Origin of the sequence: Massilia sp. CF038, assembly GCF_900129765.1 — a bacterium.
Taxonomy (GTDB): Bacteria; Pseudomonadota; Gammaproteobacteria; order Burkholderiales; family Burkholderiaceae_D; genus Telluria_A.
The window spans coordinates 1,411,665-1,422,945 of record NZ_FQWU01000002.1; the positions used below are offsets into that span (position 1 = coordinate 1,411,665).

The 11,281-nt window shown below is 56.8% G+C and carries 10 protein-coding genes, 1 tRNA gene and 2 pseudogenes; 6 read left to right on the top strand and 7 right to left on the bottom strand.

Annotated features, from left to right (window positions below; translation table 11 throughout):
* The first annotated feature begins 1 nt into the window (after position 1).
* A complete protein-coding gene (locus BUC24_RS16775) occupies positions 2-601 on the top strand; it encodes a sigma-70 family RNA polymerase sigma factor (protein ID WP_073218640.1) in 600 nt (199 codons plus the stop codon).
* Between the two features lie 77 nt (positions 602-678).
* Here the strand turns inward: BUC24_RS16775 and BUC24_RS27565 are convergent.
* The 4 genes and pseudogenes from BUC24_RS27565 to BUC24_RS16795 all read right to left on the bottom strand — a co-directional run.
* Positions 679-1,302, bottom strand: a pseudogene (locus BUC24_RS27565) (Crp/Fnr family transcriptional regulator); the annotation flags it as partial.
* Positions 1,202-2,965, bottom strand: coding sequence for a putative bifunctional diguanylate cyclase/phosphodiesterase (locus tag BUC24_RS16785; RefSeq protein ID WP_083598961.1), 1,764 nt, complete (start codon positions 2,963-2,965; stop codon positions 1,202-1,204). The pseudogene BUC24_RS27565 and the gene BUC24_RS16785, both read right to left, overlap by 101 nt.
* A gap of 231 nt (positions 2,966-3,196) precedes the next feature.
* Entirely contained in the window at positions 3,197-4,573 is a 1,377-nt protein-coding gene (locus BUC24_RS16790) for a heavy metal sensor histidine kinase (RefSeq protein WP_073218645.1), read from the bottom strand.
* Positions 4,570-5,241, bottom strand: a complete 672-nt coding sequence (locus tag BUC24_RS16795) for a heavy metal response regulator transcription factor (protein WP_073218647.1) — start codon at positions 5,239-5,241, stop codon at positions 4,570-4,572. Before BUC24_RS16795 ends, BUC24_RS16790 begins: the two co-directional genes overlap by 4 nt.
* Before the next feature lie 135 nt (positions 5,242-5,376).
* Between BUC24_RS16795 and BUC24_RS16800 the strand changes: the two genes are divergently transcribed.
* From BUC24_RS16800 to BUC24_RS16815, 5 genes and pseudogenes are all read left to right on the top strand, one after another.
* Positions 5,377-5,880, top strand: a complete 504-nt coding sequence (locus BUC24_RS16800) for a GlcG/HbpS family heme-binding protein (protein WP_073218648.1) — start codon at positions 5,377-5,379, stop codon at positions 5,878-5,880.
* A 14-nt stretch (positions 5,881-5,894) separates the two neighbouring features.
* Positions 5,895-6,305, top strand: a complete 411-nt coding sequence (uraH, locus tag BUC24_RS16805; RefSeq protein WP_073218650.1) for a hydroxyisourate hydrolase — start codon at positions 5,895-5,897, stop codon at positions 6,303-6,305.
* 185 nt (positions 6,306-6,490) lie between these two features.
* Entirely contained in the window at positions 6,491-7,018 is a 528-nt protein-coding gene (locus tag BUC24_RS16810) for an HAD family hydrolase (protein ID WP_073218653.1), read from the top strand.
* A gap of 393 nt (positions 7,019-7,411) precedes the next feature.
* A pseudogene (locus BUC24_RS27570) lies at positions 7,412-7,591 on the top strand (carbohydrate-binding protein); the annotation flags it as partial.
* Positions 7,592-7,780: 189 nt separating this feature from the next.
* Positions 7,781-8,614, top strand: coding sequence for a chitinase (locus BUC24_RS16815; RefSeq protein ID WP_178372560.1), 834 nt, complete (start codon positions 7,781-7,783; stop codon positions 8,612-8,614).
* Positions 8,615-9,333: 719 nt separating this feature from the next.
* Here BUC24_RS16815 and BUC24_RS26695 read toward each other — a convergent pair.
* The 3 genes from BUC24_RS26695 to BUC24_RS16825 form a co-directional block, all read right to left on the bottom strand.
* Positions 9,334-9,792 carry a hypothetical protein gene (locus BUC24_RS26695; RefSeq protein ID WP_143167554.1) on the bottom strand — a complete coding sequence of 153 codons (459 nt, stop codon included), beginning with the start codon at positions 9,790-9,792 and terminating at the stop codon, positions 9,334-9,336.
* Positions 9,793-9,892: 100 nt separating this feature from the next.
* On the bottom strand, positions 9,893-10,741 hold the full coding sequence (locus BUC24_RS16820; RefSeq protein WP_083598963.1) for a TIGR02452 family protein: 849 nt from the start codon (positions 10,739-10,741) through the stop codon (positions 9,893-9,895).
* Between the two features lie 410 nt (positions 10,742-11,151).
* A tRNA-Ser gene (locus tag BUC24_RS16825) sits at positions 11,152-11,242 on the bottom strand.
* Between the last annotated feature and the right edge of the window lie 39 nt (positions 11,243-11,281).

Consider the following 11,281-nt stretch of genomic DNA (forward strand, 5'->3'; position numbering starts at 1 on the left):
AGTGAGAGAAACTTTAGTCGATGCATTGTTGGTGGAAAAAGCACAGGCCGGAGAACGCTACGCGTTCGATTGTCTGGTCGTGAAGTATCAGCGGCGACTTGTCCAAATGGTTGCAACCATGACCTTCAACATGGACGACGCCGAGGACGTTGTGCAAGATTCGTTTATCAAAGCGTTCCGGGCGCTTTCGAGCTTTCGCGGCGAAGCGAGCTTTTACACATGGATTTTCCGCATCACGCTCAACACAGCAAAAAACTTCCTGACCACCAAGCGGTCGCGTGCCATCATCTCGATGGAATTGACGACCAACGAGGACGGCACGCCCGTTGACCACGCGCTCGCGGACGAAAGTCAGTCGCCCTCGGCATCGTTGCAAAACAGACAGCCGGTCGCAGTCTTGAACGAAACACTGCAACGCATGCCCACGCCGCTGTCGACTGCCTTGGTGCTGTGCGAGATTGAAGGCCTGAGCTATCAAGAGATTGCCGACATGATGGGCACCCCAATTGGCACCGTTCGCAGCAGAATTTTCAGGGCAAGGGAACTGATTGCCGCGCGCCTTGAAGCGACAACGGATTGCCCACCCTTCCGCACCACTTGAAGCCCGGGCTGCCGTCGAGCGCGCCTTAGCTGCCGTCTATTGGACTTTAGTTGGCGCCCGCCACCGGACAGGGCGACGACTTCTGCCAGATGCAGCCCGCCATGGATGCCGTCCGCACCAATCACGTCGCCGCGCCGCGGGAAGCTCAGCACTTGCTCGTCTCCGCTGTCGTCCGTCAAGACCGTCTTCAGCCAGCCTGAATGCACGGCATAGAGTGTGTCAAATGGGGATCCTGCGCGAAGCACGCGCTGGCCAGCATGAAAGTGAAGGTGCTGAAACAAGCCCACCTCGGCGTCGTCCAGTGGTTGCGGCAGCCCGATCAGCGTACACACCTCGTAAAGGGTAGACCACAATTCACCTGCCCGCTGGACACCGGCCGCGGCCGTGCTGCCAAAATGGGATAACTGCGCGTGCTGCGCCGAAAAGAAGGTCGAACTCATGAGCAACTCCTGGCCAATGGACCGATCGCAATAACGGTCGGAAAGAGGCTCAGTTTGCCAATGCTGAGGCTGCAAGAATATAGGCGGACGCCCAAGCTGCCATAGGAATTGTCCAATCAAGGAACGCGTCCTGCTGCTGCAGCGACCAGCTTCCGTGCAGTCAGCCCGAACTTCCCGCGCCGCTCGCCAACCACAGGCTGGCCTCATCCACCGACATGGGCATGCCGAATAAAAATCCCTGGAAGGCATTGCAGCCGGCATGTCGCAAGAAATGCGCTTGCAGCTCATGCTCGACACCTTCGGCAATGACGACCAGCCGCAAGTCGCGCGCCAAACTGATCACTGCACGGGCGATCGCATTGGCATCTTCCTGCTCTGGTACGCCCATCAAGAAGCTTCTGTCGAGCTTGAGCCCGCCGACCGGCAATTCACGCAGGTAACTGAGCGATGAGTAACCGGTACCGAAATCGTCAAGAACAAGGCCGTATCCCGCTGCTGACAGCGATTGCAATATTGATGCCGATGACTGTCCCAGATGAATTGCGTCGCGCTCGGTCAGCTCCAGATCGAAGTCCGAAGGAAGCAGGCCGTATTCATCGAGCAAACGGGTCAGCGTTGGCACATACTCAGGATTGAGCAATTCTTGCGAACAGGTATTGATCGCTATTTTCAGCGGTGCGATACCCGCTGCCCGCCATTGCGCCAGTTGCGCACAGGCCTGCGCAAATACCCACTTGCCAACGTCGGCAATTAAGCCGATCTCTTTCGCCAACTCCACCACGTAATCGACGCTGACCTTTTCCAGAACCGGTCCGGGAAACCGCAGCAATGCTTCCATTGCCAGCGTCCGGCCGGATTCTGCATCCACGATGGGCTGATAAACAAGCTGGAACGCCTTGTTATGCTCAAGCCGCCTTAGCTCGGCCTGATCGAGGTTGCGTTGGTGGGCGATCGTATCGAGCGCGTCGGTGAAATAGTGATAGCAGTTCCGGCCTTGTGCCTTTGCGGCGTACAGGGCCAGATCGGCACATTTCAACAACCCATCGGGATTATTTGCATCGTCCGGATAGACGGCAATGCCGACACTGCCACTGATGTGTACTTCGCGGCCATCAATCTGAAACGGGCTGTTGAGTGCTTCCAAAACCTTGGTCGCGCTGGTGGCCCCCAGCAGGGGTGACGCTGGATTCACCTGGAGCATGGCAAACTCATCGCCACCTATCCTTGCCACGACATCACTTTCGCGGCTGATGGCGCTGAGCCGTGCACTCGCTTCAGTCAGCAGCTGATCGCCCGCATGATGGCCACATGTGTCGTTGATTTCCTTGAAGCGATCCAGGTCTATCATGAATAGCATGAGCTTGTGCCCGTTTCGCAACGCCGCTGCGGTGAGCTCCTTGCGGCGAATGTCGAACGCGGCCCGATTGTAGAGCCCGGTAAGAGCATCGGTCCTTGCAAGACGGCCTATCTCGTCTTCGGCAATCTTTCGCTCTGTGATATCGCGCAAGATCTTGAGAAACCCGATGGTGTGACCCTCCTCGCTTCGCACTGGCGTGAGCACGCCATCGGCCCAGAACGGTGAGCCATCCTTGCGCACGTGCCAACGAAAATCGGCAGCACGTCCGTCCTGTGTGGCCGTGTGCATTTCCCCCGCCGGCTGTCCGCTCCGCACGTCTTCGTCTGTAAAGAGGATTGCCGAGTTCATGCCGAGCGCCTCGTCGTTGGCATAACCGAAGATCTTCAAAGCACCCGCGTTCCAGCTTGTGACATGTGCATCGAGATCGATCGTGTAAATGGCAAAATCAGTGACGGACTCATACATCTGCTTCAGCAACAAATCTGCGCTGATCATCATCTGCAAACCGGTGCCGGCAGAATCGGGCGCGCTTTTGGGGGAGGAACCTTGATCGTGAGATAGCGTCATATGCTTAGTCAGGCAGGAATGTGTCGTGCCATACTAAGGTCAAGGTTTTGTTCAAATATGCGGTGCATCAACGCATGGAAACATTGACAGCAATGGATGCTACAGCGCGGCGACCTTGGCGTTCTTGCCTATCCTTATTCCGGACAAGCCGTATCGGTGAAGATGAGCTTCCCATCGGGCGACTTGCATAAACGGAATGAAGCAAGAATGCACGATGGTGTTCCGCGCTCGCTACGGAATTACGCGCCGGGGAAAGCGTAACGTGAAGCACGTGCCGCCCTGACCGCTGACAACGCCAGCTGAACCGCCGTGCAAGTCCATAATGGACCGCACAATCGCAAGCCCCAGGCCGCCTGAATCCGTTCCCTTGGTCCGTGCGGAATCACAGCGATAGAATCGCTCGAACAGATGCGGCAAATGCTTTTCATCGATTGCCACACCGGTGTTGTGCACCATAATTGCCACACTCTCCGCTTGCGCCTCTGCAGAGACCGTGACCGTGCTGTTTTGTGGCCCATGCTGCAACGCGTTCGCCATCAGGTTGGCCATGGCGCGCCGGACCAGGACACGGTCCGCGTGAAGGATGCCGCTTGCATGCACTGCAAACGCAACGCCGCGCTCCTCGGCCATGCCTTCAAAATAATCCACTAATTGGCCTGCCAACTCGGCCAGGTCAATCGCCTCGCGTTCGATCACCGCATCGGTGTGCTCGGATCGGGCTAGAAACAGCATGCTGTCGATCATTCTTGCCAGCCGTTCGTATTCCTCCTGGTTTGAGGCGAGCAGATCTTCATATTCTTGAATGGATCGCGCTTTGCCCAGGGTTTGCTGCGTATGGCCCATCAGGTTGCCGAGCGGCGTACGCATTTCATGTGCCAGATCTTCAGAAAAACGCGACAGCTGTGCAAACCCGCCGGCAAGGCGTTGCAGCATCTGGTTCAGTGCAGCGCTGAGTGCCCGCAGTTCCCGCGGCTGGGTGTCCGCACCGTCCAGCCGCACGTGCAAACTGCGTACATCAATGGCTGCAGCACGGTCGGCAAGCTGCCGTACCGGGCGCAAACTTCGTTCGCCTATCAACCAACCGAGCGCGAAGGAAAGAATGGCGCCCACGGCCAATGCAATTAACAACGTGTTTCGATAGGATGCGAGGATCAGATTGCGTTCCGCCAGCATCTTCCCCGCAACCAGTTGAAAGTGACGCCCGCCCTGCTCCACGTCCACCCAGGCCAGCCGTGTCGGCTTGCCCTCGGCCGCGTCGGCCAGATCGATCCGCTTACTGGCACGCAAGGACGGCAAAGGAAGCTGATCCGGGTTGATCTCGATGATGCGCTTCCCCTGGGCGTCGATCATCCACAGCACGCTGTCGCGGTTTCCCAGCATGTTGCCGTACAAGTTCGGCTTGCTGCGCAAGGCCTCAACGCTGGCGCTGTCGTCGACCAAGGCGCGCATACGGTCCACGCGTCCGATGAGCGCGGTATCATCACGCGATGCAATCTCCCGCTCCAGGGACTGATACAGGTAAGTTCCGATTGCACCTGAAACCAGCACGCTGGCCAGCGCAAACAGCCACGCCAGACGCATGCTGATGGAGCCTGGCCACAGTTTCATGGCGCCTCTCCCAGCACGTATCCCATGCCGCGGACCGTGTGGATCAGCTTAAGCGCATAGGGATCGTCCACCTTGGCGCGCAGGCGGCGCACCGCGACATCCACGACATTGGTGTCGCTGTCAAAATTCATTTGCCACACGTGGGAAGCGATATAACTGCGCGACAAAACTTCATCCACGCGGCTGATCAGCAAGTGCAGCAGGGCGAATTCCTTGTTCGTCAGTACGATCCGGTCGGTCTGCCTTGTGACGCGTCGGCGCAATACATCCACCTGCAGATCTGCGACCAGGAAGGTTTCCGTATCGCGCGGCGGGCCGCGCCGCAACAAGGTGCGTACGCGCGCCAATAGCTCGGCGTACGAAAACGGCTTGACCAGATAGTCGTCGGCGCCAAGTTCGAGCCCCTTCACTCTATCCTCTACGCTGTCGCGCGCAGTCAGGAACATCACTGGCGTAGCGCCTTTGCTGCGAACCAGCTTCAGCAGTTCCCAACCATCGATGCCGGGCAGCATGACATCGAGAATGACCAGATCGAACTCGAACTCCTCGATCATGTAGCGGCCATCAAAGCCATTGCCGGCCACTTCGACCACGTAGCCGGACTCCCGCAAGCCCTTCTGCAGGTAATCGGCAGTCTTGCTTTCGTCTTCCACGATCAGTATTCGCATGTGCCACCACCCCTTCTGCAGCCATCTTACCTTGCGCGGAAGCGACCATTACAGAATTGTAATCTTCGCGCAATGCAACTGACGGGGTCGCGCCGCTACGATGATCACATCGAAATGCAACGACCAGGACACCGCATGATTACCCGCTTCAATCGACTGATACCTTTCGGACTCGGCCTCTGCCTGGCCCAGGCCACGGCGGCGCCTGCCGCACAAGTGCTGCGGCCAGACATCTCCGCCGATGGGGCAAGGCGCTTGCTGGACGCGACCATGCAGGCCTGCCACGCCAAGGGGAAGACGCTGGCAGCTGCCGTGGTGGACCGTAGCGGCAACCTGGTCACCTTGCAACGTGACGATGAGGTTGGACCGCACAACACGCTTGCGGCGCAGCGCAAGGCTTACACAGCGCTGTCTACGAAAACGGCAACGGCTCAGCTTTCCGACAACGCACGCGCGACGCCACAAACGACCAACCTCAACACCGTCGAGGAACTTCTGCTGCTTGGCGGTGGCGTACCGATCAAGTCGGGCACCGCGGTGATTGGCGCCATCGGCGTCGCCGGCGCAGGCGGCCCGGCAATGGACGAGTCCTGCGCGAACGCCGGTATCGACATCGTTTTTCCTTCCACACCCAACTAAACAGGAGTTTGAAAATGCGTTTCTTGAAAAATTTTATCGTGACCGTTGTATTCGGCGGTCTTTGCCAGCTTGCCAGCGCGGCTGGTAATCCACTGAGCGTCCATGTACTCAATCTGCAAGATGGCTTGCCCTCGCAGGAGGTGGTGGTAACGCTGGAAAAACTGAGCGGAGATAAATGGACCCTGTTGAATACGGCTGCTACCAATGTTCAGGGCCGCATTCCTGCCCTATTTCCGCAAGACGCGGCGCTTGAGAAAGGAACGTATCGGGTGACGTTCAAGACCGGGAAATGGTTCTCTGATCGCAAACAGGCCACATTCTTCCCCGAAATTCCGGTGATCTTCGCCGTCGATGGCAGTGTGGATCATTACCACATTCCTTTATTATTGAGTCAGTTTGGGTATTCAACTTACCGCGGTAACTGAGGCGCCGAAATCCCATGAAGGATCGGTTCCAACTTGACCTGGCAGACTATGTCAGGTCAAATCGAATGGTTCGTTTCTCGCTAATCCGTTCTTCACCCGTTATTTGATTTCATTCCACGAGGGCGGCTACTGCCTGACGCGCGAACTCCCATTCCCTTGCAGCAGTCAGGCCGGAAAAACAAAACATGACACGAGTGAGATTAATTGTGTTCGACCTGGATGAGACCTTGGTGCACGCGACCGAGGTCCCATTGGCTTACCCGCATGCGTTTCAAGTCGGCCCATATTTTGTCTACGTAAGACCGTTTGCGCACGAACTGATCACATTCAGTTCGTCGCACTTCGATGTCGCGGTCTGGTCTTCCTCGAGCGAAGCCTATGTGAAGGCCGTCACCGCAGAGCTGTTTGGCACGACTTTTCCCGTCACATTTTCGTGGGCCGTGTCGAAGTGCGTGCAGAAGGTCGATGCAAAAAGTAACGGCTACGTTTACATCAAGGATCTGCGCAAGGTGTTGAAGCATGGGTATGCGGCAGACGAAATCATCATGATCGACGACAGTCCCGAAAAATTGCAGAGGCAACCTGCGCGCCATCTTTGCCTGCCAGCCTTCACGGGTGATCCTGCAGACGCGGAACTTCCTCGCGTTATTGACCGCATCAAGATGATGGCTTCGTTGGAAACACAGTTCCGCTCCAGTCAGACCTCCCCTTGATTGAGCAGGTCATTTGCCCGATGCACCCGACTGGGAGGCTAGTTCAGCTCTCATCCCTCGTTGCCCCAGCCATACCAGTGCGCTAAGGCACTAAATTGGTATTGTCGGCCTGGACCAGCCTTTACGGGCGCACGTTCTTGGTAAAAGCGTTTGATGAGGCTAGTGGTATGTTCAGGCCAACTACTTTTCAAAACCACTTGACCGTCCCTTTTTAGACTCCCATCCTCATAACGGCCGTTATTTTTTTGGCGACCGCGCAATGCAGTGGTGAACGCCACTTGGAGCACCGGTACTTGGCTTGTCCTGCCGTTCGCTCGTCTTATATATACCAACATCTAGAAAATGGAGACAGCTTTGAACCGAACTCTAACAAACAGTCTTATCGCAGGCCTGATGGGCGGCGCGCTCTTCGGTTGCGGCGGTGGCGACACGCCCCCGACAGCAACGCCCACCAAACTGCTTGCGACGACAGCCTCATGTTCTTCCGCCTGGTCGTCTACCACGGCCTACAATGGCGGCGCGACGGTGAGCTACAACGGCGCTAACTACACGGCCGCATATTGGACCCAAGGTAATAACCCATCGACGAATAATGGTCCTGCCGGCAGTGGCCAGCCATGGATCAAAGGCGCTCTATGCGGCGGCACGACGCCAACGCCGACGCCGACTCCCACCCCAACGCCGACTCCGACTCCGACTCCAACGCCAACGCCGACACCGACACCGACGCCGACGTGTTCATTCCAGACCTGGAGCGCAGGCGTGAACTACAGCTTGGGCACGGTGGTTCGCTTCCCGGCTAACGGCAATTTCTACAAAGTCGTCAATGTCGGCACCAACGGTTCCGACGGTACCGACCCGACCATCAGCACCTGGTATTGGCAGCCAACGACCTGCGGCGGTACGACGCCAACGCCAACGCCGACCCCGACTCCTGACCCAGGTGGTACGTTTGCCGGCCTGTCGAAAGCGCAGTTCGAGGCGTGGTTCCCGGCCCGTAGTTCGTTCTACCAGTACGCCGACTTCGTCGCCGCAGCAGCTTACTATCCAAGCTTTGCCAAGTCGGGTAACGCGACTTTGGACAAACAGGAAGTGGCCGCGTTCTTCGCTAACCTGCAGCACGAGTCGGACAGCCTGAAGGCAGTCCGGGAATACAACACCGCCAACTGGCCTTTGTACTGCGACGTGAACTGGGTACGCGTCACCTGCAGAAGCACGAACGTGAACGACCAGTACTTCGGTCGCGGCCCAATCCAGATCAGCTGGACTTCGAACTATCGCAGTCTGGGCAACGCCATGGGCCTGGGCGAGCAGCTGGTGAACAATCCGGAACTGTTGGCAACCAACGCCACCATTGCCTGGAGAAGTGCGATCTGGTACTGGATGACGCAACCTGGCCGCGCTGGCAGGTCGGCGCATGACGTGATGGTGGGTGGACTCGGTTTCGGCCAGACCATCAATGCCATTAACGGTAATCGCGAATGTGCAGGCGGTTCTGAGTATCAAGGGCCGGCACAGATGCAGACGCGGGTAAATTACTACACGACGTTTACCCAAAACCTGGGGGTGCCTACTGGCCCGAATTTGACTTGCTGATAGGCCCTGGCTGAAGTTCGGGCCTGAAACGCAAAAGGCGGCATCGAAGTTCTGATGCCGCCTTTTTCATATTTACGAACAAGCCAGGATGCGTACTCCAACCGAACAAACTCGCCACCGTTATTGATCTCTCAGTGCTAGTTTTGAATGCGCTACTGCACAGCGGGCGACTCCCCTCGGCGCGTTTTCTCGAAGACGCAGAACACCTGAGTTCAGCGGTGCAAGACCTGGCCCGTTAGCTACACTTCGCGATTTTGTAAATTTTTAATAAGCAGAAATGCCCAGTAAGACGCATACTCTTGCGAGTCCACTGGCGGGCTTGATCCACGTTCCAGGTGTGCTTCAATCGAAGGGCGGAACTCGCATTCTTCTGCCCATAAGTAAAGCATTGACGTTATTTCAGCATCTCTGGTGCTTCCCGTCTTCACCAGTGTGGCCGGATCACATGAGCCCTGTATTTCTGCACCGGCGTGTAAGTGTCGATACTTTGGCTGACCCAATGATACTTCCAACATAAGCGAGAGCATCGGACCGTCCGCGCAATAAAAGTCGGCAGTCAAGGAACCGCCATCCCGGCAAACCCCTGCCTCAGCAAGTCTTAGTTTGGAACTAGCCAATTTGGTCCCGTCCATTTTATATCGAGGATCTGGCGGTTTGAAATCACGTATTCATGCGTCCGCGTTCTTTCTAGTGGCTCCCGCACTCCCCCTTTCAAGTCGTCACGGTTTAGGGGCTGCGTTCGCTCTTTGATTAAGAGCTTTTCCTAAGAGCCCACCCGGCTTACACCTGCCCCCGGACATGGCCTCCTGAATCATCGGCATGGCGTCCACTTTAATTTTTGATTCGTCCAAGTGACTTGGGTTACTTTCTGCCAGTCGATCGGCTAAGCAGCCGCACATCGGTTCCACGGATTCTCGAAGTTGCGCTTCAGGAAACGGCCTGGGATTGGGGTTCTTTGCTCGCTCGGCTGCGGCTGCATAGTCGCGCTTTGCCGGATCAATGATTGCAAGGGAACAGTTTGCGACAAATGATGCACGCTCCTGATCTGGCCACACGGCGCCCGCATGCGCGGCGCTGCTAAGAACGGCAACAGCGATGCCAAGAAAGATAGTAGGTTTGTTTTTCATAGACCGCCGCAGATAGTTGAATATCGAGCCATGGGCTTCGATAGTCTGCATTGTACTTGCAAAGCGGCTTCTAGCCGGCGAGTGGATTGATGGCGCCGGTTCAATTGGACGCGCGTGAATGATTAAACGCTACTGCAGGAGCACCACCAAATCAGGCTTTGCCAGTGCCGAGCGTACGCGCGAACGCGGCAAAAGTTCCATCGTTCTTCCGATCGAGAACGGCGAAACAAATCCGGGCAAAAGCGCCACGGTAGACAGGGTTGTGGACAAGGCATTTGGCAAACCATCCGGCCATCTGGTCCGCGCGATGAGCGAACACCCCACAGCCCCAGGCCCCGAGCACCAGCGTGCTGTGGCCGCGATGCAGCGCAAGCGCCAGCAGCATCTCGATTCGACGCTGCATCACAAATTCAACTTCGTCGAGGCGCTCGGGTTCATTACGAACCAGCGCACCCCGATTTACAGCGGGCGCCGAGATAAATGACGCCGCTAGTGGCTGATCGAGGAACGCATACGTATCGTCGCGAAACACAGGCACCGATGGGGAGTAAATCATGTCATCCAGGTACATGCTTGTGTGCAGATTGCGATTCGCTTCGTAGAGTTCCATCTTTTGTACGATACAAGCATACAAACCCGATGATTTTGCCAGGTTTTCTTCCTGTGCCTCGGAGCCGCCCAGGAAGCCTCCACCTGGATTTTTGGCAGAGGCAAAGTTCAGACACAGGATGTCGTCGTGCCCTTCCCTTGCAAGACGGCTGATCGCCGCCAGGCTCGATTCGTTGGATACCTCAATATCCGTTGCATGGTGTTGTCCGACCATGGTCGCACTACGCAACACATCGAGTTGTGCTCCGGTGTAGTGGACGGTGCCGTCCTTCGCAAGCGCAAGCGCTCGCGCGATGCTGACCGTGTCACCCCTGCGGTTGACGTAGCTGCCAGCGGCCAATATATCCAGCGTCTCTTGCGCAATTTTTGCGCGGCTTTCCCGGTTTATCATGATGATCCGTTTCTTATTGTTAGTCGCGCCAACAGACGCGGTGCGCCATGATATATCAGTAAGTTTCGTTTTGCAACTAAGTGCATTCGTTGGAGATTAGGCGTACATAGGTTTAGCGGATCGCGTGAAACGGATGCGCACGTTCTTTCTTGTCTGCGACGAGGATTGGGGAGTAGGTTAGGTGCGGCAAATGGGCATTAATGATTGCTGGAAATTTCGTGGCGCTGCGCGCTGCGCCTCCGGCGCGCCATCGCCATGCGATGGCAGATGGGCGATTCGGAGAGGCACGCGCGAGTACGCGCGAGGCCTTCGAATCCCCCTCGCAGAGCGCGCAGGCGCTCTGCTTCTCTCCGCCATGAAACAAATGCAAAAAGGCCACCCGAGGGTGGCCTTTTCTACATTTGTGTTCCTGGCGGAGAGAGGGGGATTCGAACCCCCGATAGGCTATGAACCTATACACGCTTTCCAGGCGTGCGACTTCAACCACTCATCCATCTCTCCTGCATTACTTCTTCGACTGAACGAAGCCGCATAGTATAG

What these genes read in the sequence shown, in the direction of transcription:
- BUC24_RS16785 (WP_083598961.1), bottom strand. Translation starts at nt 2,965, where the DNA reads ATGACGCTATCTCACGATCAAGGTTCCTCCCCCAAAAGCGCGCCCGAT.
- BUC24_RS16790 (WP_073218645.1), bottom strand. Translation starts at nt 4,573, where the DNA reads ATGAAACTGTGGCCAGGCTCCATCAGCATGCGTCTGGCGTGGCTGTTT.
- BUC24_RS16795 (WP_073218647.1), bottom strand. Translation starts at nt 5,241, where the DNA reads ATGCGAATACTGATCGTGGAAGACGAAAGCAAGACTGCCGATTACCTG.
- BUC24_RS16800 (WP_073218648.1), top strand. Translation starts at nt 5,377, where the DNA reads ATGATTACCCGCTTCAATCGACTGATACCTTTCGGACTCGGCCTCTGC.
- uraH (WP_073218650.1), top strand. Translation starts at nt 5,895, where the DNA reads ATGCGTTTCTTGAAAAATTTTATCGTGACCGTTGTATTCGGCGGTCTT.
- BUC24_RS16810 (WP_073218653.1), top strand. Translation starts at nt 6,491, where the DNA reads ATGACACGAGTGAGATTAATTGTGTTCGACCTGGATGAGACCTTGGTG.
- BUC24_RS26695 (WP_143167554.1), bottom strand. Translation starts at nt 9,792, where the DNA reads ATGCAGACTATCGAAGCCCATGGCTCGATATTCAACTATCTGCGGCGG.
- BUC24_RS16820 (WP_083598963.1), bottom strand. Translation starts at nt 10,741, where the DNA reads ATGATAAACCGGGAAAGCCGCGCAAAAATTGCGCAAGAGACGCTGGAT.